Raw genomic sequence first — 23942 nt, forward strand, 5'->3', positions numbered from 1 at the left:
GATCACCATCCCACCTTCCTCAGCCCCAGTCCGGCGATTGCTTCGGGTGCCTCCGGAACCCTCCGCTGCCCCCGTAATGACTGATTGCCAAGCAGCTTTGGCCACGCGACGCGGACCTGTCCTGTGCCCTGAGCTTGGGGATCAACGGCGCCTGGGACGATCATTCGCCGCTGACCTGGGGAAACGTTGCTTTCGGCCGTCGTCCGGTGGCGTCCCGTCGTGCCCTTCGTGACCGGTGTTGACCGGGCTGAAGGGCACGGATGGGGCACGGTCGTTCGCGACGCTCGTGGAGCAGTGCTTTCGGCCGCCGATCCGTGATGGAACGTGGCTTCCAGAGGTCCGCCGTACTGCTGGACTGCGCATGCAACGCTGGGTGAGGAGCCAGGGGCTTCTGCATCGTCCCGCCAGGTCCTTCCAGTCCGGGGCCACCTGGTCGCAATTGCTGCTGAGCAGTGTGGAGCGAGGGCATCAGCTTCCGCAGACGCAGCCCGGGGCCGGATCGCATCGACCGTCTCGCTCGCGCAGCAGCCGTCACTGCTGGTTCCTGCGGACGGATCGTCGCTGCACACCGCATGGTGGTGCGGCTGTCGGCTCACTCCAGGACGGCGAGGTGGTCGGCGGCGCCCCCGCGCCACTCGATCAGGAAGAGGGTTGCGTCGTCACTGGTGCTCCCGCCCCGCTCCTGTTTCAGGGTGTGGGAGAGCGAGCGCACCACCGCCCGCACTCCCTTCTCCGTGTGCTCGATGCGGTTGACCCAGTGGATGAGTTGTTCCTCACCGAACTGCTCCTCGCCGGCTTCGTGCTCCTCGATCAGGCCGTCGGTGAAGCACAGCACCCGGTCGCCGCGTTGAAGCATCTGCTCGCTGATCTGGGGCTGTTCACCACCGAAGCCGACCGGCAAGGTGGTCGGGCCCTCCAGTTGCCGGACGACCTGGCGGTTGCGGATCAGCAGCGGTGAGGGGTGGCCCGCGTTGACCCACTGCAGGTGGCCCGTTGTGATGTTGAGGCGCATCATCTGCGCGGTGACGAAGTGGTCGGGCCCGAATTGCTCGGCGATGGCCCGGTCCATGAACGCGTAGATCTCGGACAGGCCGATTTCGGCGCGCCTGGCGTGCCGGTAGGCGCCGACGGCGACGGTCGCCATGGTGGCGGCATCCAGGCCGTGGCCCATCGCATCGACCATGGCCACGTGCAGGATGTCCTCATTGAGGGCGTAGTCGAAGCTGTCGCCGGCAACGCTGTAGGCCGGCTCCAGGATTCCCGCCACCGCGACCTGGGGGACGGACATCGCCAGCGGCGGTAGCAAAGACCACTGAATCTCCGCGGCCAAGCTCATCGGTTCGCGGCGCCGGGCGAGGAAGAACTGGTCGGTGTAGCTGTGCTTGGTGACCAGCATGTCGGCGACGAGGCCGGCGAGTCTGCGCAACAAGCGCCGGTCATCGTCATCGACGGTGTCCAGGGTGAGGGCCAGCACGCCCACCTGGTCGCTGCCGTCCAGCAACGGCAGATACATCCGAACGCCGTCGTCCTGCGGTACCTCGACAGAGGCCCCGTACAGGAAGGCCGCGCCCGCGTGCGAGTCACCGATCAGCTCGGGCCTGCCGACGGTCAGCCCCCTACCTGGCAGCGGCACCAGCAGCAGCTGCGCATAGTCCTGAAGGAGGATCGAGACGTGACGGCCGCCGACCTTCGCCACCTCTTCCGCGATCAGCGGGGCGATCAACTGCGGCGGCATCTCGTGCGCCCGGTCCAGCAGCACCCCCAGCAGTCGCTCGCCGAACCCCTCCGACCGGTCCACCGTGTCCTTGCCCGGCTGCCGATCACCCTCCGCCATAGCCTTGCCCTTTCGCCTCACCAGCCTGCTTTCGCCTTCATCTGCCGAGCCGGCGGTCTCCAATGAGTGGGGCACAGGGCAGCCTGATCTGAGTGCGGTCCTGGCAGAGGACGGCTGGCTCGGTCTTCGGGGAGACCAGGTGCAGGGTCGTGTGGTCAGCTGAGGAAAGACAGCCGGACTTGGCGTTCCGGGTTGTCCCGGTCGGTGTTCACCAGTACGACGGACTGTGACGCCCCCAGCTCCAGCTCACCGTCGACTACGGGCAATGTGGCGTGCGGTGGGACCAGAGCCGGGAGCATGTGGGTGCTGCCGTGGCCTGGACTGCCGTGGCGGTCTTGCCAGCGGTCGTCCGCCGGAAGGATGTCGCGGAGGGCCGCCAACAGGTCGTCGTCGCTGCCCGCGCCGGTCTCGATGATGGCCAGGCCGGACGTCGCGTGGGGGGTGAAGATGTTCAGCAGACCGTTTCGCCCGTGAGCGGCCTCCCGGAGGAACGCGGAGCATGCGTTCGTGAGGTCGTGCAGGGTCTCCGTGGAGCCGGTGGTGATGTTGATCGTGCGGGTGGTGAAGGTGCCAGCCATGGTTCACCGGTACCCGTCGCGGAGCCCGAGCGCTAACGGCCGGATGGGTGAACAGCATTCGCTTCGCGTCAGCCCCGCTTCTCCTCTTCGGCTTCCATGAGCCGGATTCCCTGGTGCGTCAGCGTGACCATCACGGGTGTGTTCCCTTGTGCCCAGTCGACGGTGACGAGCCCTTCGCCCACCAGATATGCGCAGGCGGCGGCCAGATCCTGCTCGGGGATCTGAAGGTCGTCGCGCAGCTTTTCCCCGGTGACACCGAGGAAGCGATTGCCTTCCGTGGTCTCGTACAGGGCTTTCATGATCGCATCGCGGTAGTGCTTCCGCTCTTGCAGTGTTGCCATGATCGCTGTCCACTCGTGTCGGCGCCGACTCGGAGCCTGTGGGGACAGGCGACGCAGTACACCCCGCCCCGCCCCGCCGCCCGTTGCCGGCTCTGGCTTCAGATTTCGTCCGTCTGTGTGCGGGCGTCCCCGGAGGATCGACTCGTCACCAGCCAGGGCTGCGCCGGCTCTGGTGCGTGGGTGGTGTCGACGGTGAGGTGGAGGCGGGTTCCGCCTGAGTCGTCGACGGGGTAGCTGCGCTGTTCGGTGGCGGCGAAGTGACGACGGAGAACGTCTGCGACCTGACGGGCGGCTTCGGGGGAGGCGGCGACGATGCGCACGTCGGCGCGTCCGGCCGAGGGGAGTTCTGGTGGCTTCATGGTGGCCTCGTTCCTTTGGGGACGGCAGGATGACGTGTCAATGGGTGTGATGCCGTCGCGTCACACCCACCGCCCCCGGTCAGGAAAAGGTCGGTGTCATCTGCGGCCCCCGGTGTGGTGCTCGTGGTCGGTGGTTACGGGCGGTTCAGTGGGCTCGGTCGGCTGTCGGTTCGGGCAGCTCCGCCGTCCGGATGCTCGCAGGGCGGCGCTACAGGGGAAGGCCGCGATCCGCTCGTCGCGCCGCGCGTTGAGCAGATGGATCAGGATCACGCCCGCGACGATCATGAGGATGATCACGGCTACGGGGATGATCGTCTCCGTGTCCTCACATCCCTCGGGCGGAGGTCAGGAGCTCGGCCGGTTTCTCTGCCGCCGAGGCGGCTCCGCCGTCGGTCTCCCACTCTTCTTCCTCCTGCAGCTCCTCCTGCGCGTGACGGGTGGTGTCCTCGCGCGTCATCAGCGCGCTGGCGGTGTGGAGGCCGCCGGGGGTGGCCGCGGCGGACATCAGCCGGGCGGCGGCGGCAGCGCCGGTCTCCGGCGGGATCACCAGCAGGTCCCAGCGGCCCGCGGCGTAGGAGAGGAGGATCAGCTTGTTCGGGTCCTGCTCTTCGGCGAACCAGCCCACGTGCACCGTGTGCCCCTTCACCGGCACCTTTCGCGGCACCACGGGCCAGTGGGTCGGGTTCACCGTGGCACGGGTGATCCGGCCCCAGAGCGCATCCAGCACGTCGGTCAGAGCGGGAATTTCGCGGGAGAGATCGCGAGAGCGGGGCCACCAAGCGCCATCCAGGAGACCCGGAGGCGATCCTGCCGGAGTGAAGGAGAGGCGGGCCGGTGAAGAAGGTACGCGCTCGCCGGTGATCGTACGGTCGGTGGTCGCGGTCATGGCGCGGACCTGTCCCCGGGGCTCGTCGTCGACGTCCCGGTGTTGTTGCTCGCCGAGAACGACACCGGCGTGGCAGCCGGTGTGCGAAGTACTCCCGGTCTCTTCACTCTACTCCGGCCGGCAGTCCGTAAAGGCGCCCGTGACCAGGAACTTTCCTGGCGAACGCGGGTCCGGCTCCGCCGCCGGGCGGCGCGCCCGCGCCCCGGCACGCGGAGTACGGTGAAGTGACGAGGTCACCTCGCCGGGCGGACGCACCGCCCCGGAAGACGGGTGAACACACATGGCCGACTCCGACACTCCCCGCGTCCCGCAGCTTCTGCCGGACGCGGTCCACCAGGCGGTCAGGCCCGGGACGGCTCTCTTGAGGCTGGTGACCACGCACACCCGCGAGCAAGTTCTCGACGGCGCGTGGTGGCCGCGTTCACGCGACATCGGCGCCGAGCTCCCCGGTCTGATCACGGCGCTGACGGAGCACCTTGGCCCCGTCCTGCGCGTCGGCCTGGACGCCAGTGCCTGGGAAGAACTGCCGACGCGTCTGGTCATCGACGACCGGGTCGTGCACATCGAATCCTTCCCGATCGGTGACGACACCGTCCTCATCACCCGAGGCGACCAGGACCACTTCTCCCTGCTGGTGGTTCCGCCGCACGCGACACCTGAAGCAGCCCGCGCCGCGATGGCCAGGGCCGTCGAGGCCGGCAACGTCACCCAGGCCGAGCAGATCCTCATCGACACCGGCACCCGTCGCGCCCACCCGGTTCTGGCGGAAGAGACCCGGACGGGCCGCGAACGCGGCAAGCGGTGAGGAAGCCGTCGAGGCTTCGACGCTCCTTCGACGACAAGGGATACAGGGGGGTGGCGGTGCGAGCGTCTTCCGCTGGTCAGCCTGCGACTGGAGCGCAGGAACCGAACCTGCGCCACGGCCGGCTGGGTGTGAGTCGGCAATCCAGGACCTGTCCGATGAGCCGGTCATCGTGGGCCGCGCCGAACAGCCTTCGGTTCTGTCGGGAGGATGGACCTCGGTGCGGGTGGCAGTTGCGCGGATGGTGGCATGAGGGGCCGAAGCAGTGAGCACGGGCGCGATGGCAGGATGACGGCGTCATCCATGCCTGTGACACGAAGGGCCTCGTACGAGCAGACGGGGCATTCGACTAGTCCGAAGTCGAGGAGACGCTCCTTCGGGTCCGCCGGCAGGTACTCGATGGCGCCGCTTGCCCGCCGTTCAGCTTCGGCCTCCCCGATAAGGTGCAAGTAGTCTGCGGCCCGTTGCTGTTCGTAGCGATCCCGGATCTGGTCCTTGACCCATTCGGAGTCCTGGCGGGCTTCGGGTAGCCGGCGCAGGCTGATGTGGTCATCGAGCTTTATCAAGGCGTCAACGTGGGCTTCAGTAAGGGCTCCGATGCCGCGTGCATGGCGCACCGGTTGCGTCTGGTCAAGCGCATCCAAGAGGACGTCGACTTCGATCGTCACGTCGAACGTTGGCGGATCTTCGTCCTCCCCCCAGAAGGGGGTGCCTGACCTAACTTCCTTGTCCGAGATCGTGCGAACTCCCGGCGTGCTCTCGTCGAGGTGAGTCCTTATGACTGCCAGTAGCCCACTAGCAGCTTTCATCCGTCTGTCGCCGTTCTTCTGCACAGCCGACTCCTCACCTGGCCATTCATGCGCAACGATGGCGGCCAGTCCGTTTGTTAGAGCCTGGTCGAAGACGCCGCCAGCGCCGGGCACCTGGAAGTCCTGTTCCAGGATGGCTGCGCACCTGCCGTACTGTTCCGCTCTTTCTGCCTGCATCGCGTCATGGTTGCAGTTGAGGTGTGGATTGTCGGCTTCATTCTCTGCGCAGAGGACTCCCGTGGTCCTGTAGAGAGACCGAGGGCCTCGCGGTCGGATCGCGAATGCAGGGTGAAGGTCGGGGCCCCCTCGCAGCACCCGCAGCCACTACTTGCCTGAAGGGTTGACCCCTTGTGGCCGCGCTGGGCTTGTTCCGCGGGCTCACCGATCCGCTTCCTCCTGATCACGGACCCGCGGCCGCTGCTCGTGACCAGGCCGCGGGGCTGAGAGTCTGCGCGGAACGGCCTGCGCATGGCGCCCATGACCGGCACGGCTTCCTGCGCGTCCGGTCGTCAGGGGCTGGCGGGCTGCGCCCAAACGGCGGGCGATAGCTCGGGCGGCCCGTCGGGGGCGGAGAATGATCCGTTGACGGGTGACTCGCTGTGGGGGCAGGGCGATCTCTGCCCAGACGCATTTGCCGCAGGTAGTGTGCTCGGCCCCGTGGCAGAGGGACAGGCGGTCGATGAGTGCCATACCGCGCCCGGACTCGTCCTCCGAATCCGCCCAGTGCGGAACAGGGAGGACGAGCGAACCGTCGTAGACCTCGACGAGGATTCGCCGTCGGCTGAGGTTGGCGGACACCGTGATGGTGAGCACCGTGCCGGTGCCGTGCCGTACCGCGTTGGTGACCAGTTCCGAGGTAATGACGGTCAGTGCGGTATCGGAGGACTCGTCGAGGCGGAGCCCCCACTTTTTCACCAGATCCTGGAGACGGTGACGGCTGATCGGCACCGAGGTCGGATCGCGGACCAGAAGAAAGCTTTGGCTGTGGCGGCGCATGACGGAGACCCTTCGACGGACTTCAGACCGGGGCTTGAGGCGAGGGGAGACCCCTGAGCGGCAGGCCGACGTGAGACACGGAGGATGCCTCCCTCGGCGGGGACGGCTGTGCGTGGGTGGGGTGCCGCATGCCGACCGCTGTCGGTATCACAGCCCTCAAGGCGGGTGCGGCGGGGCGCTATCCGGGTGGTCGGAGGTCTAGGTCGTCGGCTACTTCGTGGCGACGACGTAGACGCTTCCCCAGCGGCGCTTCGGATTGGCGATCGTGGGGTCGAAGGTCCACGGCTCTACGGTGGCGAAGCCCGCTTCGGTGAAGAGCTGGACGAGCTTCTCGTAGTCGTAGGCCCAGAGGTGCGGGGTGTACTTGGGGTCGTCGTCCTGGTCGCGGAAGACGAGGTTGACGAGGTCGAGCCGGGTGTTGATGTCGTTGCGGCAGTCGCGCCTGGCATACCAGCGCTCGACCATCTCGTCGGCGGGGTTGAGCGGTCCGGGGTACTGGCTGAGAGCGAAGGCGGCGTCGGGGACGCCGGTGATGATCTTGCCGCCCGGTGTGAGTGCGCGGTGAGCCTCGCGGACGTAGTTCTTGGCGGAGCGGGGGTAGTCGATGTGCTCCAGGAAGTGCTCGGAGAAGATCAGCTCGACGGTGTCGTCGTGCAGGGGGATGCCTTCGCGGACATCCCAGAGCAGGTCGGCCGGCGGAACGGCGTCGATGTTGAAGAAGTCCTCGATGCGGTGGGTTCCGCCGCCGATCTGGACCTTGGTGGGCTTTTGGTCGATGCGGCCGTCCGGCCAGGCCCGCTGGCTGGCGTGGTGATAGCGGTGGAGTTCGATCTCCCAGGCCGCTGTGCGGAGTGATCGGGCCAGGCCGTGGGTGGTGGAGGGCGCGCTCAGTACGGCGTCGATCTGCTCGCCGAGGAGGTCGACGGAGGGCATGCCGAAGTAGCTCATGGCGGGGCTCCTGGGAAGAAGAGGCAGCAGGGCAGCTGTTGGTGAAGGCTGCAGTGGTTACGCCGCGCTGGGCGCCGGGGCGGTCCACTGGTTGTTGCGCATGAGGGTGTACTTGATGTCCACCAGCCGCGGGGCAATGGTCAAGGAGAGCTGCTCGGCCGGGTGGAGGTGGCCGGCGTCGTCCTGTTCGGCGCGCCAGACGCGGTAGTCGAGGTTGGGGTAGGCGGGGTTGATGCCGATCTCGCCCTTGGGCATCGTGCCGTTGAACGGCGCGACGATGTCCATGTGGTTCCAGTAGTTCCAGGCTTGCAGGGCCTTGTACTGGTCGAAGTAGAAGTAGAAGTCGGGGTAGCGGCCGAAGGTGCGCAGTTCCCGGTGGATGAGGTGGCCCAGCAGGGGGCCGAGCTGGGTGGAGAGGGCGTCGAATTCCCAGCGCTTGTGATGCCAGGCTTCCGGGGGCTCCCCAGGGGCGAAGAGCCGGGCTGCGATGAGGTGGCTGATTCGTTCGACCAGGTAGTCGGCCGCGTGGTTGATCTCGATGGTCGGGTCGACCTGGTGGATGAGGTCGGCCAGCTGGCCGGGCCTGGGGCGGAACTTCGCGAGGTCGAACTTGCCGGCCATGTTCGGGTAGGAGGCGAAGAGCATCTCCTTGTACAGCCAGTTGTTCAGCTCTCCGATGTCGGCCAGGTGTCGCGTGTGCTGCGAGGTCGAGTGGAGCATCAGGTACTCCGCCAGCGCCTCGAAGTACAGGTAGCCGAGGATCGGTAAGCGGGGGATGGTCTCGTCGAGCAGCCCGAGGAAGGGCCTGGCGGCGATGTGCGTGCCTCGGTAGGCCACGGCCGCCGCGGTGGCGAGGAAGGCGCCAGAGTTCTTCACCCTGGCCACGACGGTCTCGCGTAAGCGGTGGCGCTCGCTCTTGCTCAGCAGGTATTCGAGGTGGCAGTAGATCCGTAAGTGGATGAGGCCCAGCCGGAGATAGTCCACTCCCGCCAGGCCCTGGTACGCCTGCGGTGGGGTGTTGATCTCGAAGATCAGCGGGGTGGGTACGCGGTCGGTGACGCCGAGCTTGGCCAGGAAGGCCGGCGCCTCCTTGGTCAGGACGTACGCGGCCAGGTTGTGCATCCGCAGGCCCCGGTCCGTAGCCGTGAGCGGGGCGCAGTAGATGCTCCCGACGAGGCAGCCGCCGGACGGGTAGAGGACGCCTTGCTCGTTGATCTGTTCAAGGGCGTGGGTGACGTGGAGGAGGTGCAGTCTGCTCTTGCCGTTGAGGGCGTCGAAGAGGGAGTTCTGGCGCAGCAGGCGCCCGTTCGGTGTGGCGGCGAGCCGCTCGTCCCAGGTGGCCGACTGCCGGGCCAGCGGGTCGTTTGTGTCGGCAGGGCTGGGGATGAGGGTGGTGTCGTAGAAGGCGTGGGCGTCGGCCCAGAGGTGGTAGGCGTCGAGGAAGTCCATGGTCACGCCAGCTCCTTCTCCGCAAGCGCGTACAAGACGGCCGCAGGGCTGTGGGCACCGGCAAGGTGGGCCTTCTCGGAGATGCTCACGAGGTCGAAAGCAAGGCTGCGGAACGCGTCAAAGTAGGGCTCTTTGACGTGCTGGGCGTTCGGCCACCACCTGGTCTTCGGCAGGCGGTACCGGTCCAGAGCATCGGCGGCCTTCACCACGTCGCAGATGATCTGGCTCCGCAGATAGTCGGCCTGGTCGTCAGGGCTGAATGCGCCGTAGGGCACGTCGTGCAGTCGGATGGCGGTAGCGGCCCTTGTGACGCGGCGCGGTGTGGCTGTGAGGTCGAAGCGGCCCCAGACGGTGTCCGCATTGGCGGCAAGCCATATCGCCGCACGTTCCCCGTGGCCACGGTCGTCCTTGTCGTGATGGCGCTGGCAGTCGTGGACGGCGGCGGCAACGATGGCGGTGGTGGTGTCGGCATCGTCCAAGCCGTTCGCCTCGGCGAGGATGGCGGCCAATGCCGCGGTGCGCATGGCGTGCCGAACGCCGTGGATCGAGTCGTACAGCCGGGGCTCGGCCATCCAGTCGCGCGGTAGCCCGGTCCGCCGCAGGAGGTACTGCGCGACCGGCCGAAGGGCCGGTTGTGGCGAGGGCTGGAGGTCAGGCCGATTGGTGGTGATCCAGCCGATGGTGGCCCGGTCCATGTACTGGTGGAGTGGTAGCTGCCCTCGGGCAGCCAGGTCGATCAGGCTTGCGGTCGTTGGGGTCGTGCTCATCAGTGCCCACCCCCTCGGTGGTCTCCGCGATGACGTGCTCCTACCGGATGGGCGCGGCTTGCCGCTCGCGCTCCTTGCGTGCCTTCTCAGCGGCTTCGAAGGCGGCGGTGAACTCGGCCAGCTCCTGCTCGGTCATCAGGGTGACGCCCAGCGCATCGGCGACATCCGTGATCTTGGCGGCTGCCTCGGCACGAGCGGCGTCGGGGGCGTCGTCGTCCAGCAGGACCTCGAATTCGGCGTGGTATCCCCATGCCTCGCTCCACTTGACCGCGATCTCGACACCGTCGAAGCGGTAGTCGTGCCGAAGGTTGGACGCCTCGTGCATCGCTCCCTCGAACCCGAGAGCGTTGAATAGCTTCACCGCGGCGCCCACGTCGGTCGGGGCGATGGCGAACTCGGTCTCCGCGAATGCGGCGCCCTGGCCGATCTTGCTTCCCTTGAGGGTGATCTTGGCGGTGCCGGCAGCCGTGTTGTCGGTGACCTTCAGCAACTGGTTCGGCAGTACGTAGAAGTAGATGTGCTTGTCGTCGGGGCCCAGATCCTCGCCGTCCCTTTTCAGACGGCCGACGAGCTGGTCACGGGTCTCCTTGCCGAAGCGGGAACGCATCTCGATCTCGATGGGCATGGGCGTATCGCCTCCTGAATCAGGCATGACGGAGCCAGCCGGACCGGCGCCAAGGGGGTGGGTGCCGGTTCGGACGGCTACTGCTTCTTCGGTTGTGGGTCAGGGGCGGGGCGGGGCGGCCGTCACTCGGCCCGGCTCACCACCCCGCCGGATGGATCACTGGTCAGGCCAGGTCGCCGAAGCGTTCCCGGACTACGCCTTCGTGCAGGTAGGTGGGGAGCTGGACACCGCCCACCGAGGTGCGGCTGGTAGCCACCTGCTCTTCGGTGTCGCTGGGGAAGCCCTCCAGGAGTCGCAGGCACTGCTGCACCCACTCACGGGACTTGGGCCTGTCCCCCAGGTCGCGGTGTCGTACCGCCAGGGCGTAGGCGGTCTCAGCAGCGGTCCACCGGTCTGTGGTCAGTTCGCGCTGGAAGGTGGACTCCAGCTCCTCGGCGGAGGCCAGGCGGGTCTGGATGGTCATGGTTTCCCCTCTGAAGTTGGGTCGTGCACTGGTGGTGCTCAACGCATCGGCGTCCCCGCGGTGACGCTGTAACCCGCCGCTAGTACGTGTAGATCTCCGCGAGGGTCTTGTAGTCGTGCAGCTCGTCCTTGTCGAACCACAGCTCAAGCTCCTGCTGCGCTTCCTCCTTGTTGCCTGAGGCGTGCACGAGGTTGGCCACAGCCTTGCCCGAGGCGATGCTGCCCGCGGCGCTGTAGTGCGAGAAGTCGCCTCGCACTGTCCCCGCCGGCGCCTGGTTCGGGTACGTGCTGCCGACGATCTTCCGCACCGTGGCGATGGCGTCGAACCCTTCCAGCACCAGCGCGATGACCGGCCCCTGCTGCATGAACGTCGACGTGACGCGGTAGACCTCCGACCCCAGCCGCTCCTCCAGATCGAAGTAGTGGCGCCGGGTGAACTCCTCGTCCATCGACTTCATCTTGGTGCCGACGATCTTCAGTGCGGCTTCCTCGAAACGGGTGATGATCCTTCCCGCCAGGCCACGCACGAGCGCATCGGGCTTGAGCAGGACGAGGGTGCGCTCAACGGGGTGTGCCTGATCCTCAGTCATGGGATCCCTTTCGCTTGTATGCACAGAGATTGACGGCGGATCAGCCGCCAGGTAGCTGAGGTTACCGGCGCCCATTTGCTCGACCGGACTCTCGGGCCTTCCCTCAGATGGCGGACACCGGAAGGCGGCACGATAGGGCTGAAAACAGGGATTCGTTTCAGCCAAGTGCGTTGGTCTGACTACTCGTTGGGCTCGCTCACCTAGACTCTCCCCTTGGTCGACCGGCGCTGTCGGGCGCGGTGGGATTGGCCGCTCAGGGCGATTCCTGCGGTTCACTCCGCCCTGGCAACCATCATTCTTCCGAGTCACCTACGGGACGGCCATGAACCGCCAGTGCAGCCGGAGTGCACCTTCAGTGCGCAGATTCCTGCACTGAGGACGGTGGCGAAGGAGGGGGTAGACGTGGACGTGATCGAACTCTGGAATGGCCGCCACGCCTGCCTGCTGCAGTCCGCCCTGCGCCTCACCAATGAACAATTCGCGGGCCGGCTCGGCATCGCGGTACGGACCGTGGCAGCCTGGCACGCCGACCCGGCCGTAGTGCCGCGCAAGGAGATGCAACAGCTCCTCGACACTGTTCACGAGAAGGCCCCGCCAACGGCACGGCAGCGGTTCGCGCTTCTGGTCTCCGCTGAACGCGGCGCGTCCGCACCGGGCCCAGCAGGTGCGCAGGCCCTGCGCGTCGCGATCGCCGTCGTCATACGTGACAGCGAGGTGCTGCTCGTCTGCCGGCGAGACGATGACGCAACGGGCCTCAGCTGGCAGTTCCCGGCTGGCGTGATCAAACCAGGCGCCAGGGCCGAGACAGCGACCGTGCGAGAAACGCTGGACGAGACCGGTGTGCACTGCGCGATCCGGCAGCATCTCGGAAACCGGCTTCACCCGGTGACCGGCGTTCAGTGCGAATACTTCCTGTGCGAGTACCTCGCGGGCCAGGCCACCAACTCCGATGCCGTCGAGAACATCGACGTGATGTGGGTTCCCAGAAACGCGGTGACCCGTTTCATCCCCGTCGATACGATCTTTCCACCCGTGCTTGCCGCCCTGGAGGAGCAGACATGACGCAGCAGACAGCCGATGAGCGACCCGGCATTGCAGCGGCCATCATCGTTCACGAGGGACGCGTTCTGATGGTCCGGCGCCGGGTCAGTGAGGGGAAGCTCTCCTGGCAGTTCCCAGCCGGCGAAGTCGAGCCCGGTGAAACCCGCGAGGACGCCGCCGTGCGGGAGACCAAGGAGGAGACCGGGCTGAACGTCTCCTCCGTCGAGCTGCTGGGCGAGCGAGTCCACCCGGCAACGGGCAGGCTGATGTCCTATACCGCCTGCGAAGTGCGCAGCGGAACCGCGTATGTCGCGGACACCGAGGAACTGGCCGAGCTTGCCTGGGTGGCTCACGACCAGATCCCCGAGTACGTCCCGTACGGCTTGTTCGGGCCGGTGCAGGAGTACCTGGACGCCACACTCGCCAGCTAGTCGGTCCGCCCCACTGCCTCCTGATTGCGGCTTGAAAGACGGCACGGGAACGCCTGTTGTCCTTCGTTACGAGCGGGGGAGGACGCTGACCGTGCCGTGCCTGAACCGCGTTACTTCTGGCGACAGTTGGGATTCCTCCCGTCACCCACGCCCGGATTTCCCCATCCCTTGAAGAACGGCGCTGGACCTCTCGCCCTCACCCAGAGCGGGTCCACTGGGCGTGATCAGGGCCGCCATTCCTTGCGATAGTCGGGATGGCCGGCGTAGGGCAAGGCGAGGCACCGGAATGCCTCGCTGAGCACGCTTCGCTGAACCTGCCTCGTTAGGCGGTTAAATGACTCGGGCAGAGCTCCCGATGTCTCCGGCTCGTCGTACCGAGTCAGAAGCTCGCGCTTGGCCTCGACCTCGGCGAGTACACGGACCGGGTCGTGGAGGGCGATGTGATCGGCGTTGGCGGTTCCGTAACCAAACCCTCCAGGAACTCTGCGGCAGTCGGCCACGGCTGACCCGAAGGGTCTTTCCGGTGTCGCGTCGGCGGCATGTACGCCAGCTACCTGGTCACGCCGGACCCAGGGCCCCGGAAACGCTGCCCGCGCCACTGCCTCGTCCTCGTCGAGGCGTGATCGTAGGAACGCCACCAGTTCGTCGCTCACTATCTCCTCCAGACGGTTCGCCACGCTCCGGACGCTGTTCCGGGCGGAGCGGTTCCTGAGTTGCGCTGCCGCAGCCAACAACAACGCGGATGTGGTGCCCTCACCGTACGGATGGGCACTGACAATGCATGACTCAGCTGCGGCGGCGGAAGCACCACCGGGCAGGGCTGATGACCTCCGGTTGCAACGGTCGTGAGCTCAGCGACGTGGTGGACGACGCGTGGCCTCGTTGGCCACAGCGCGAGGCTGAGGCGGAGTGGGAGCCGGAGTGGGACGCGGCTGCGTCGCACGGCTGCTGCGGGCTCTGGCTGCCTGAGCCAGGGGGCTGGGGGCGTGGCGTTCGCCGAGGCGGCGGATGCGCCAGGTCAGTGCGCGGGCCGGGCTGTGGGCGTCGTCGAGTGTGCGTTGGCCCAGTGCTTGGTCGAGGACGGTGGCTGCGTTGTGCCCGGCGGCTTCTGCCTCGGCGAGGACGGTGGCGAGTGCGTCCCAAGCGGAGTCGTTGAGGATGCGCTCGGCGTGCTCGGGTACCGCCTCTTGGAGGTGGTGGGCATAGCGGCGCTTCATTTGGAGCCTGGGGGCGCGGTGCGCGAGGCCGGCCAGGACCGGTTCTGCGGTCTGTGCGTACGCGGTGTGCAGGTGGAGGAGGGCTTGCTGGGCTGCGGCTTCCTGCTGGGCGTGTTGGCGGGTGCGGTGCCAGTGCATCGCGTAGGCCACCGTGGTGAGCATGGTGTCCAGGAGCATGGCGAACCCGGCGCCGTCCCTGTCCTGGGGCCCGTCGCGCCAGATCGTCTGGATGCTGCGGCGCAGGACGCGGGCGCTGTCGCGGTCGGCGGTGATGCGGGAGCGGGTGGCGCGCTCGAAGGCAGCGGCGGCCCGTTCGAGGTCGGCCTTCACCGCGGCCGGTGCGGTGACCGACAGTACATCCAGTGCTCCACCGAGCGCTTCCAGCTGCCCTTGGGCCACTGAGTGGTCGCTGCCGGTCAGGTGGCTGGGGATGCGTTCGGTGGCGGCGGTTGCCTGGTGCCACGGATTACCCGGGCGGACGGTGACCGGTTCGGGGCCGGTTGTGCCGAGGCGTTTGCGGATCTGGGGCAGGGACAGGTCAGGGGCGAGGGTGGAGCCCGCGTAGAACACTGGCTCGCCCTTGTCGTTGGTGTCGCCGGGCAGGGCGAAGTTGCAGCCGAGCGCGTCGCCGGAAGGCCCGAGCTTGAGACGTACGGTCACGTCGGTCGCCTCCAGCAAGGCGAAGAACTCGTCCTCGTCGGTCGCCACGGCCACCGCGCGGCGCACCCGCAGGCGCAGGACATCGCGAGCGGCGGCGCCCTGGCCCAGGCGCTTGGCCTTGAAGTGCTCCTTGCTGGTGGGGCGCTTGGCGGCGGTGCCGTCGCCGGGCTTGAGCCGCCTGAGCTCGTAGTCGACCTCGATCGTGCGGGCCTCGCGCTGAACAGCGCGCTGGTCGTGGTCGCGTTTGGGACGTTTGCCGTCCTGGCGGACGAGGGTTGCGGCGATGTGGATGTGGTCGTCGGCGTGGCGAACGGCCACCCAGCGGCAGGCTTCCGCGTCCCCGTCGGGGGCGATGCCGGCGGCGGCCACGATCCGGCGAGCGATGTCGGCCCACTGGGCGTCGGTGAGGATCGGGTCTTCGGGTGCGGCACGGACGGGGCAGTGCCACACGGTGTACTTGGGTGCCTTGTCGCCCAGCATCTGCATGGGCTGATTGAGTTGTGCGGCGAGCTGGTCCTCCACGTCCTTTCGGTTGCGATGGGGGCTGCGGCCGGGGTCAGGGGCGAAGTCGTTCCAGGAGGCCACCAGGTGTGGATCGGTGTGCTCGTTGGCCCGGCCCTTGCCGAAGAGGTAGCCGATCGTTCGGCGCGTGGCGTGTGCACCCGTACCGAGGATGATCTTCGGTATCACTGATTCACCGCGTCTCTGTGACCTGGGCGACGGCGGTGTCCAGCTCGGCGATGGACACCTCGACGCGGTCCAGGAGCCGTTGGACGGTGTCGTGGTGGGGCCAGGCGCCGTCCTGGTTGAGATGGCGGGTGAGCTGGTTGAGATTGCTGCCGATCTTGCCGAGCTGTCCGTTGGCTGCCATCAGCGTTTTCACCATGGCGCGGTAGTCGGCGACGGCTGCGGTGGGGTCGTCGGCGCGGGCGGCGGCGAGCGAGCACTCGGCGACGTAGCCGCCGGGGTTCATGCGGCTGAGGGCGGCGGCGTTCTTCACAAGGGCAAGCTCGGTGTCGTTGTAGCGGGGAGAGATGCGGTGCTCGCGCAGCTGCTTGTCACGCAGACGGCGACGCGGCGCGGATTTCTGCGGCACGTTCGACGACTGCTCGACGGTCCCACCTTCGGTCGGCTCCCCTGGGCCGGCCGACTCCGGTGCCCCCTCGGCGCCGGACGCCTTCGCCACCCCTGGGGCGGAGGCCGGGTAAGGACTCCTTACCCGACAACTTGCTGCGTCTGAAGCTGGGGTGGTGGTCGTCTGCTGGGGGATTTCGGCTTCGTCATGGGGGTCGCACATGTGGCCTCCTGCAAGTGGTGGTGGGAGTGAGGGCCCGCCCCTCTCGTGCCGATGCGCGGGAGGGGCGGGCGGGATGACGGGGGCTGCGGGGTTCAGCCGGTGCCTGCGGTGGCCTTGTCGAATTCGGCCTGCAGCAGGCTCTTGACTTCATCCAGGCGGCTGCGGGAGATGCCGAACCCCTTGTCCCGGATTGCCTTTTCGATGTGGCGGCGAGAGACGCGCCCGGCTCGGCCGAGGGGGGCTGTGCGGCCGATGTCGATGGCCTGTTCCAGGGGGAGGCTTGGCTGGTTGCCTGCGGGCCTGCCGTGCTGGTGTGCGGCTACCGCCACTTTCTTGGTGGCCGGTTCATCCGCGGCGTTGGCGCTCGTGGCGGGGGGCGGTGCTGTGGCGCTGACCTTGGTTTCCACGGCATGTGTGTGGCCGTTGGTGCTGCTGTGGCCCTCGCTGTTGTGGCTGTCGGGGGTGGCTGGGCGCCGGGCGACGAGGAGGTAGAGGTGAACGGCTCCGGCCAGGGCGAGTGGGGCGATGGCGGAGATGACACCGACGGTGATGTCGTCGAGGGCAAGTCCTGCGTGGCGGGCTTGCTGGTTGAGGCGGATGGCGTGCAGGACGTTGGCCCAGATGCTTGTGGCGGTCGCAATGCCGACCAGAGCCGAAACGTAGAGGCGAGCGGATAGAGGCGCTTGCCGCAGGGTGAGCAGAGCGCCGATCCCGATGGCGATGAAGCCGTCGATGACGAGCGGGAAGGCGTAGGTGAGCGCCGGATGGATGTGGCTGGCCGCGGCCATTTGACGCAGGGCGTCATAGGAGAGCGCGAAGGCCGCCACGGCCAGCAGCGCCACACCTGCGCGGATAGCGGCGGCCAGCGGCACTGGGGACGCAGAGGGGGTGGTGTGCGGTGAAGGCAAGGATGGGGCTCCAGGAATGCAGGGTGCTGGTGGGGCCGTGGTCTGGCCGGACTCGTCGCGACTCGTTGCACGCCTGGTCAGAGCAGGTACGAGTGCATCGGTGATGTCGAGTCGACTCGTTGCCGGTCTCCGACTCGTCCCTGCGCTGACCTGCGTGGAGACGAGTCGCGACGAGTCGTGCCGGGTCAGGCGCCGGTCGTGGATTCCGGCGTGGGCTCGGGGCAGTAGCGCGCCCAGGAGTCGGCGAACTGCAGGCGGGTGAAGCCCTTGGCCTGGACACCTCCGTGGAAGCGACGTGTGGCCGAGCTGATGCCGTACTCCTTGAGCAGGATCTGCAGGCCGCGGGGAGTGAGGCCGTTGGCGGTGTGCTCCGGCCAGGGCGTCTCGTCGTCCTGGTTGAGGATGTCGAGGAGACGACCGGTGCGGAGCGCCGGTGGATTGCCCTCGGTGGCGAAGGCGCGGCGGATGTCGGCTAGGAGGCGGATGCCAAGGCTGCTGCTGTCCTGGTCCTGCTCGGCCTCGTGCTTGGCCATGACCCGGCAGGCGGTGCGGGCGAGGTCAGGCCACTGGCCGCCCGCGAGGTCGGCGACGGACACCAGAGGCTGCCAGGTATCAGCCGCGCGGTCTTCGACCGGCATGGTCGGCGTCAGCTCCATCGCGTCGGCGTGGAGCGGTGCCAGCCATGCGACGAACCTGTCGCGCAGCGCGTGGAGGGCCGGGGTGTCACGGAAGGTGCGAAACTCCGCAACCTTCTCACCCGGCCTGCGGCGCCGCATCCGGATGACGATCGACCGGTCCATGATCGTGTCAGGCAGGTCGCCGATGCCAGCGAGGGCTGCCATCGCGAAGGTGGGGAACTTCGCGACCTCGTGGTTGGGGCCGGAGACCCGGAGGGTAGGGCGGTTGCGCTGGTGTCCCGCGTTGAGCAGGCCGCGCATCTCTTCGTTCTTCTCCGCGACCTTCACGGAGCCGAAGAGCGTGTCGGCCTCGTCGACCAACAGGGTCGGCGGGGTGTCGGTGATCGACCGGAAGACCGCGGCAGCCGAGGCGTTGACCGTGATCAGCGGGTCGTGGACGCTCTCGGTGATCACGTCCAAGAGCCGCGACTTGCCGCACCGCTTGGCCGGTCCCACGACGGCCAGCCTCGGAGCGTGCTGCCATGCGGTCTGCAGATGGGTCGCCGCAACCCACAGGGTTACCGCCGTGAAGGCTTCCTCGCTCGGCAGCACGACGTACCGACGGATCTGCTCCCGCAGTTCTGTCAGCACCTGCTCTCCCTCGGATACCGGGGCGGGGTCGGGTATGACGGTGGGCGGCTCTTCCGGTGACGGCAGAGAGGGGGCATCACTCGGCTGGCCGGGGACGGCAACAGGCGGCCATACGGGCTTGTCGGAGTCGGAATAGGGCTCGGCTCCCGCATGTTCCACAGGGCAGCTCCTCGTCTGGCGGTTGCGGGCTTGCACGCCCTTGCCGCCGGGTTGGTTCTTGACGGGCCGTTCGGGGTTGCTGGGGCCTCCGGCGTTGCACCGCCGGGGGCCCCTCCCCGTCTCGCGGACACCAGGCCATCGCGAGGGAACACGGACCGTACGTCCACCCCTGCCCACAGTCCAGCGATTCTGTGTCAGCTCAACGCAGAATCGCCTGCTACGCTGCCGCCCCTTCACGCCGCCAACCCGAGCAGATCCAGCAGATCTGCGGTGACGACCCGGTAGGCGTTGCCGAGTCGCAGGACCTTGCACGGGTACGCACCCCGCTTCGCCAGCTCATAGCCCTTACTCCGGCCGAGCCCCAAGGCGCGATTGCTGGTCTCCAGGTCAACGGCTACTGGAAGCGCAAGCAGATCCTCCCGGCTCATCCCATTCATTCGTCCGGCAGCGGCGTTTTCGCGCATGCGGCATCCCTTTCGGTACAGCCGTCGGCGAACGCGGTCATCACGTCCGTCTCCAGGCGTCCACCAACCAGGATCCTCAAGCTAATGTGTCTGTGTGACACAACACGGTAGCGATGATGATGAGGACGGCTTCCCTGAGTGGGAGGACCGGATCAAGGCCAACGTGGCCGGCGAAGTCCGGCGGAGAAGGAAGGAGATGGGATGGAGCGCTCAGGATCTGGCCGACCGGTGCGAGAGGCTCGGGCATCCCATCCCGCGCAACGTGATCGCCAACATGGAATCCGGACGCCGGGCCAGCCTCCCGCTGGTGGACGTCATGGTCCTGGCCGCCGCCCTGGAGACCTACCCGGGCTGCCTGATCTTTCCGGTCGGATACGTCGACCGGACCCAGGAACTCCCGTTCCAGGACCTCGTACCCACTTGGGACGCCCTGCGGCGCTTCACCGGCGAGCAGGACGTGCCCGGGCACGACGCGGGCCTGGTGCCTGACTTCGAAGCTCACGCCAACCTCGTCAGCACCGCACTGACCGCACTCGAAGAGGAAGAACGGGCGAGGTTCACAGCCGAAGCGGCAACCAGCCACGCGCAGCAGGAAGAAGCCGAACGCAGACGGGCCAAGTTCGCCGACCAGGCCCTCTCCGCCAAGTACCACCTCCGGTATCTCCGCCGGGACCTCCGCGACGACGGAGCCACCCCACCTGACCTGCCACCCGCACTGGCCGACGTCGACCCGCCCGAGGGCGACACCCACACCTCATTGGAGGAACGCCATTGAAGGGCTCCACGCACCGCCGTTGCTACTGCCGCGATCCCAAGACCGGCAAACCGCTCGGCAAGAACTGCCCCAAGCTCACCAGCCGCAAGCACGGCTCGTACTCCATACGCCAGGAACTCCCGCCCCGCGAGGACGGCACCCGCCGCTCTTTCAGCCGCGCCGGCTACGAGTCCCTCAAAGCCGCACAGGGCGACCTGGACCGCCTACGCGCGCTCCTCGCTCTCGTCGACCAGGACGACCCGGACAGCACTGAGCGGCTGACCACCATGCTGGAGGAGATCGCCGACGAGAGGGCGCCCCTGCCCGAGCCGGAGGAGACCCACCGGCGGCTGAGGGCGGGGCTGGCCCTGCGCGGCACCATCACCGTCGGGGAGTGGCTCGACTCGTGGTTCGCCTCCAAGAAGCGGCGCAAGACGACGCTCAACGGCTACGCGTCGCACATCCGCGTCCACCTCAAGCCGCGCATCGGGCACATCCGTCTCGACCGCCTCCACGTCGGCCACTTGGTGGAGATGTTCGATGCCATCGCGCTCCAGAACGAGGTGATCGAGGCCGAGAACCAAGCCCGCAGTGAGCAGATCGCGCGCTGCAAACCGAGCAAGCCGGGGCGACCCACCGCCGCCGAGCGAGCACGGTTGGCCGAGGAGCAGCAAAAACTGGCCGAGATGAAGCCGTTCCGGAAGCTGAACGGCCCGGCCACCCGGCAGGCCATCCGCCGGACCCTACGCGCCGCGCTGAACGCCGCCATCGCCCAACAACTCATCACGTTCAACCCGGCGGCCCACGTCGAACTCGAATCCGGCAAGCGGCCGAAGCCCTTGCTCTGGACGGAGGAGCGCGTTCGCCGCTGGCGCGAGACGGGCAACCTGCCGAGTTCCGTCATGGTGTGGACGCCGGCGCAGTTCGGTGTCTTCCTCGACGCCGCCGAGGGCGACCGCCTCTACCCGTTCTTCCACCTCGTCGGAACCCGCGGCCTGCGGCGCGGTGAGGGCGTCGGCCAGGAATGGACGGACATCGACCTGGAGGCGGGGCTGATCACTCCCGCCAAGGAGATCGTGGTGGACGGCTGGGCCCCGTACGAGTCCGAGCCCAAGACCGACGGCAGCGCGGGCACGATCGCGCTCGACAGCCTGAATCTGGCCGTCCTGCGGGCCCACAAGGCCCGGCAGGATGCGGAGCGCCTGGCATGGGGCTCCGCGTGGCAGGACACGGGCAAGGTCTTCACACAGGAGGACGGTTCGCCCCTGCACCCGGAAACTGTTTCCGAGACCTTCCGCCGCATTCTGGCGTCCACGGATCTTCCGCCGATCACGCTCCGCGATCTGCGGCACGTCGCGGCCACCCTGACCCATGGAGGCGGCGGGGACATCCACACGGTGAAGGAGGTCCTGCGCCACTCGACCATCGCCCTGACGTCGGACACGTACACGAGCCTGCTGCCCGAGCTCGATCGTGAGATAGCCGAGAAGGCGGCGCAGCTCGTTCCGAGGGCCCGCCGGATAACGCCTATTGGCGAGGGCTCCGGCGCTCCCGCTCACGCATCGCTCACGCACAAGCCGAAAACGAAGGAACGCCCCGAGCGGCCTGAGCCGATGGGGGCGCTGCCTCGCAGGTCAGAGGAGGTCTCCTCGACCGATGACGGTGGGCCATCAGGGGCTCGAACCCTGAACCAATGGATTAAAAGTCCACTGCTCTGCCAATTGAGCTAATGGCCCGCACCGAGCAGCATAGCCCGAGGAGGTGCCACAGCCCGAAGGCATTAGCCGTGCGGCCGTCCTGCGGGGTGGCGCGGGGCCGCTCGCCGGGGCGTCCGCCTCCCCCAACACGCAGGGCCCGTACGGCACTTGCGTGCGTACGGGCCCTGCGTCATCGCTGTCGCTCAGCGTCGGCGATCAGCCGTTGCGCTTCCAGCGCGGCTTGTCCTCGCGGCGGCCGAAGGAGCCGGTCGTGGCGCCACGGTGGTCGTCACGACGGCCGTAGGGGCGGTCGCCGCCGGCGCGGTGGCCCCCGGCGGCGGGACGGCCACCGGAGCGGTCGTCACGGTTGAAGGGACGGTCGCCGCCGCCGGAGCGGTAGCCGCCGGAGGTACGGCCGGCGGGGCGGTCGTCACGGTTGAACGGGCGGCTGGGACGGTCGCCGCGGTCGCGGTTGAAGCCGCCGCGGTCGTCACGGCGGTCGAAGGAACGCCCACCGGAGCGGTCGTCACGACGGTCACGGTTGAACCCGCCACGCTCGCCACCACGGTCATCGCGGCGGTCGAAGGAACGCCCACCGGAGCGGTCGTCACGACGGTCACGGTTGAACCCGCCACGCTCGCCACCACGGTCGTCACGGCGGTCGAAGGAACGGCCGCCCGAGCGGTCGTCACGACGGTCACGGTTGAACCCGCCGCGGTCGCCACCACGGTCACGGTTGAAGCCACCGCGGTCGTCGCGGCGGTCACCACGGTCGAAGGAACGGCCACCGGAGCGGTCGTCACGGCGGTCGCGGCGGTCGAAGTTGCCCCGCTCGTCGCGGCGCTCGTCCGACCCGGTGCTCTGGGCCGGTACGGCAACCTCGGCAGCGGCCTCGGCCTCGGCGGTCTCCGCGGCGGCGGCCAGCGCCTCCGCCGGGTCCTCGCCACGCTCGCGGGCGGCGCGGGCGGTCAGCCGGTCGGCCTCCTCGCGCAGCTCGGTGGCGCGGCGCTGCAGGCGCTCCAGCTCGCGGGTGAGCTCGCTCACCTCACGCTCGGCCTGCTTGGCGGAGTTGTTGGCCGACTCGGCCTGGACCTCGGTGAGCGAACGCGCGCCGGTGATCCGGGCGACGTCCTCGTCGAAGGCGCCGGAGCCGCCGACGATGTGGCGCGAGGCGTCCACGCCCGCGTCCTCCATCAGACGGAAGATCTGCCGGCGCTGGTGCGGCAGCGACAGCGAGACGACCGTGCCGGACTGGCCGGCGCGGGCGGTACGGCCCGAGCGGTGCAGGTAGTCCTTGTGGTCACCGGCCGGGTCGACGTTCAGGACCAGGTCGATGCCGTCGACGTGGATACCGCGGGCGGCGACGTCGGTGGCGACCAGCGCGTTGACGTAACCGTCCTTGAAGTCCGCGAGCACCCGGGTCCGCGCGCCCTGCGTCATACCGCCGTGCAGCGCGTCCGCCTTCACACCGGACTCGACGAGCTGCTCGGCGATGCGGTCGGCGCCCAGCTGGGTGCGGACGAAGATGATGGTGCGGCCCTTGCGGGCGGCGATGGCGGCGGTGACCGGCGCCTTGTCCTTCGGCTTCACGACCAGGACGTGGTGGGTCATGGTGGTGACGTTGCCCTGGGCGCTGTCGACCTCGTGGCTGACCGGGTTGGTCAGGTAACGCTTGACCAGGGTGCCGATCTCGTTCTCCATCGTGGCGGAGAACAGCATCCGCTGGCCGCCCTGGGGCACGTGGTCCAGCAGCTCGGTGACCTCGGGCAGGAAGCCCAGGTCGGACATCTGGTCGGCCTCGTCGAGGACCGCGACCTGGACGTTCTCCAGGGAGCAGGCGCCGCGGTTGATGATGTCGCGCAGCCGGCCCGGGGTGGCGACGAGGACGTCGACGCCGCGCTCCAGGGCGTAGATCTGGTTGCCCATGGACGTACCGCCGCAGACGACCTTCATCTTCAGGCCCAGGACGTCGCCGTAGGGCTGGAGGGCGTCCGCGACCTGCATCGCGAGCTCACGGGTCGGGGTGAGGATGACCGCGCGCGGCTTCTTCTTCTCGGTGTGGCCGCCGGCGAGCTGCGCCAGGGTCGGCAGACCGAAGGAGAGCGTCTTGCCGGAGCCGGTGCGGCCGCGGCCGAGGATGTCCTTGCCGGCCAGCGCGTCCGGGATGGTCGCGGCCTGGATCGGGAAGGGGGTGGTGACGCCGTTCTGCGCGAGCTTGCGGACGACGCCCTCGGGCAGTCCGAGGTCGGCGAAGGTGACGGTGTCGGTGTCGGTCTCGGGCGCCTCGTCGGCTGCCGTCACCTCGGGAACCGTCTGCTCATCGTCTGCGGGCATGACGGACTGCTCAGTGGAAATGGACATGCGAAATGCGAAACCTTCCGGAGTCTCGGCACGCGCCCAAACTCCGTGTGTTTCACAACGACCGCCTCTATGCGGTCAGCCACGGCAAGGGAGAGAACGCGCCACGCGGCGCGCTTCTGTTCTGGCGCCGGGCAAATGGGATCAAACGATCTACCACCATACGCACTCCGCCCCCCGAATGGCAAATGGCCTTCTGACCACGCCTTTCCGCCCCGCGCCCGGCACGCTCAACCGCCCCG

25 protein-coding genes, 1 tRNA gene and 1 pseudogene are annotated in these 23942 nt (G+C 68.1%); 5 read left to right on the forward strand and 22 right to left on the reverse strand.

Features of this window, described 5'->3' with window-relative positions; translation table 11 throughout:
• Positions 1–592 precede the first annotated feature (592 nt).
• From BKA18_RS16965 to BKA18_RS16990, 6 genes are all read right to left on the reverse strand, one after another.
• Positions 593–1834 (reverse strand): PP2C family protein-serine/threonine phosphatase, encoded by a 1242-nt coding sequence (locus BKA18_RS16965; protein WP_366047050.1) that lies wholly within the window; start codon positions 1832–1834, stop codon positions 593–595.
• Positions 1835–1989: 155 nt separating this feature from the next.
• On the reverse strand, positions 1990–2412 hold the full coding sequence (locus BKA18_RS16970; protein ID WP_366047049.1) for a YjbQ family protein: 423 nt from the start codon (positions 2410–2412) through the stop codon (positions 1990–1992).
• A gap of 68 nt (positions 2413–2480) precedes the next feature.
• A complete protein-coding gene (locus BKA18_RS16975) occupies positions 2481–2753 on the reverse strand; it encodes a hypothetical protein (protein WP_366047048.1) in 273 nt (90 codons plus the stop codon).
• 98 nt (positions 2754–2851) lie between these two features.
• Positions 2852–3112 carry a hypothetical protein gene (locus tag BKA18_RS16980; RefSeq protein ID WP_366047047.1) on the reverse strand — a complete coding sequence of 87 codons (261 nt, stop codon included), beginning with the start codon at positions 3110–3112 and terminating at the stop codon, positions 2852–2854.
• Positions 3113–3208: 96 nt separating this feature from the next.
• Positions 3209–3409 (reverse strand): hypothetical protein, encoded by a 201-nt coding sequence (locus BKA18_RS16985; RefSeq protein WP_366047046.1) that lies wholly within the window; start codon positions 3407–3409, stop codon positions 3209–3211.
• Between the two features lie 28 nt (positions 3410–3437).
• Entirely contained in the window at positions 3438–3998 is a 561-nt protein-coding gene (locus tag BKA18_RS16990) for a DUF5994 family protein (RefSeq protein WP_366047045.1), read from the reverse strand.
• 280 nt (positions 3999–4278) lie between these two features.
• Between BKA18_RS16990 and BKA18_RS16995 the strand changes: the two genes are divergently transcribed.
• On the forward strand, positions 4279–4803 hold the full coding sequence (locus BKA18_RS16995; protein WP_366047044.1) for a DUF5994 family protein: 525 nt from the start codon (positions 4279–4281) through the stop codon (positions 4801–4803).
• 164 nt (positions 4804–4967) lie between these two features.
• Here the strand turns inward: BKA18_RS16995 and BKA18_RS17000 are convergent, their stop codons facing one another.
• The 8 genes from BKA18_RS17000 to BKA18_RS17035 form a co-directional block, all read right to left on the reverse strand.
• Complete coding sequence (locus BKA18_RS17000; protein ID WP_366047043.1) at positions 4968–5786, reverse strand: hypothetical protein; 819 nt, start codon at positions 5784–5786, stop codon at positions 4968–4970.
• Positions 5787–5987: 201 nt separating this feature from the next.
• Positions 5988–6605, reverse strand: a complete 618-nt coding sequence (locus BKA18_RS17005; RefSeq protein WP_366047042.1) for an ATP-binding protein — start codon at positions 6603–6605, stop codon at positions 5988–5990.
• A gap of 210 nt (positions 6606–6815) precedes the next feature.
• Positions 6816–7553: a class I SAM-dependent methyltransferase gene (locus tag BKA18_RS17010; RefSeq protein ID WP_366047041.1), complete on the reverse strand. Its 738-nt coding sequence runs from the start codon at positions 7551–7553 to the stop codon at positions 6816–6818.
• Positions 7554–7610: 57 nt separating this feature from the next.
• Complete coding sequence (locus tag BKA18_RS17015) at positions 7611–9002, reverse strand: hypothetical protein (protein WP_366047072.1); 1392 nt, start codon at positions 9000–9002, stop codon at positions 7611–7613.
• Between the two features lie 2 nt (positions 9003–9004).
• The gene (locus BKA18_RS17020; RefSeq protein WP_366047040.1) at positions 9005–9769 is read right to left on the reverse strand and encodes a hypothetical protein; all 765 of its coding nucleotides are present in this window, start codon (positions 9767–9769) and stop codon (positions 9005–9007) included.
• A 40-nt stretch (positions 9770–9809) separates the two neighbouring features.
• The gene (locus tag BKA18_RS17025) at positions 9810–10394 is read right to left on the reverse strand and encodes a CYTH domain-containing protein (protein ID WP_366047039.1); all 585 of its coding nucleotides are present in this window, start codon (positions 10392–10394) and stop codon (positions 9810–9812) included.
• Between the two features lie 163 nt (positions 10395–10557).
• On the reverse strand, positions 10558–10857 hold the full coding sequence (locus BKA18_RS17030; RefSeq protein ID WP_366047038.1) for a hypothetical protein: 300 nt from the start codon (positions 10855–10857) through the stop codon (positions 10558–10560).
• Positions 10858–10936: 79 nt separating this feature from the next.
• Positions 10937–11446 carry a nucleoside-diphosphate kinase gene (locus tag BKA18_RS17035; protein ID WP_018088333.1) on the reverse strand — a complete coding sequence of 170 codons (510 nt, stop codon included), beginning with the start codon at positions 11444–11446 and terminating at the stop codon, positions 10937–10939.
• Positions 11447–11848: 402 nt separating this feature from the next.
• Here BKA18_RS17035 and BKA18_RS17040 point away from each other — a divergent pair, with 402 nt between their 5' ends.
• Positions 11849–12508 carry an NUDIX hydrolase gene (locus BKA18_RS17040; protein ID WP_366047037.1) on the forward strand — a complete coding sequence of 220 codons (660 nt, stop codon included), beginning with the start codon at positions 11849–11851 and terminating at the stop codon, positions 12506–12508.
• On the forward strand, positions 12505–12918 hold the full coding sequence (locus BKA18_RS17045; protein WP_366047036.1) for an NUDIX hydrolase: 414 nt from the start codon (positions 12505–12507) through the stop codon (positions 12916–12918). The genes BKA18_RS17040 and BKA18_RS17045 overlap by 4 nt, the downstream gene beginning before the upstream one ends.
• 224 nt (positions 12919–13142) lie before the next feature.
• Here the strand turns inward: BKA18_RS17045 and BKA18_RS17050 are convergent, their stop codons facing one another.
• From BKA18_RS17050 to BKA18_RS17075, 6 genes are all read right to left on the reverse strand, one after another.
• Positions 13143–13595 (reverse strand): DUF6221 family protein, encoded by a 453-nt coding sequence (locus tag BKA18_RS17050; protein WP_366047035.1) that lies wholly within the window; start codon positions 13593–13595, stop codon positions 13143–13145.
• A 174-nt stretch (positions 13596–13769) separates the two neighbouring features.
• Positions 13770–15485, reverse strand: coding sequence for a relaxase/mobilization nuclease domain-containing protein (locus BKA18_RS17055; RefSeq protein ID WP_366047034.1), 1716 nt, complete (start codon positions 15483–15485; stop codon positions 13770–13772).
• 4 nt (positions 15486–15489) lie between these two features.
• Positions 15490–15891: a plasmid mobilization protein gene (locus BKA18_RS17060; RefSeq protein ID WP_366047033.1), complete on the reverse strand. Its 402-nt coding sequence runs from the start codon at positions 15889–15891 to the stop codon at positions 15490–15492.
• Between the two features lie 293 nt (positions 15892–16184).
• A complete protein-coding gene (locus tag BKA18_RS17065; RefSeq protein ID WP_366047032.1) occupies positions 16185–17000 on the reverse strand; it encodes a DUF2637 domain-containing protein in 816 nt (271 codons plus the stop codon).
• 185 nt (positions 17001–17185) lie between these two features.
• Positions 17186–18427: a DUF3631 domain-containing protein gene (locus tag BKA18_RS17070; protein WP_388966353.1), complete on the reverse strand. Its 1242-nt coding sequence runs from the start codon at positions 18425–18427 to the stop codon at positions 17186–17188.
• Positions 18428–18660: 233 nt separating this feature from the next.
• On the reverse strand, positions 18661–18891 hold the full coding sequence (locus BKA18_RS17075; RefSeq protein WP_129280715.1) for a hypothetical protein: 231 nt from the start codon (positions 18889–18891) through the stop codon (positions 18661–18663).
• A gap of 196 nt (positions 18892–19087) precedes the next feature.
• On the opposite strand from BKA18_RS17075, the gene BKA18_RS17080 reads away from it, so the two are divergent.
• Positions 19088–19666 (forward strand): transcriptional regulator, encoded by a 579-nt coding sequence (locus BKA18_RS17080; RefSeq protein WP_366047031.1) that lies wholly within the window; start codon positions 19088–19090, stop codon positions 19664–19666.
• A pseudogene (locus BKA18_RS17085) lies at positions 19663–21165 on the forward strand (site-specific integrase); the annotation flags it as partial. The gene BKA18_RS17080 and the pseudogene BKA18_RS17085, both read left to right, overlap by 4 nt.
• Before the next feature lie 143 nt (positions 21166–21308).
• Here the strand turns inward: BKA18_RS17085 and BKA18_RS17090 are convergent.
• Positions 21309–21381, reverse strand: a tRNA-Lys gene (locus BKA18_RS17090).
• A 177-nt stretch (positions 21382–21558) separates the two neighbouring features.
• Entirely contained in the window at positions 21559–23703 is a 2145-nt protein-coding gene (locus tag BKA18_RS17095; RefSeq protein ID WP_366047030.1) for a DEAD/DEAH box helicase, read from the reverse strand.
• Between the last annotated feature and the right edge of the window lie 239 nt (positions 23704–23942).

This window comes from Streptomyces auratus (genome assembly GCF_050433025.1).
In the GTDB taxonomy this organism is placed as follows: Bacteria; Actinomycetota; Actinomycetes; order Streptomycetales; family Streptomycetaceae; genus Streptomyces; species Streptomyces sioyaensis.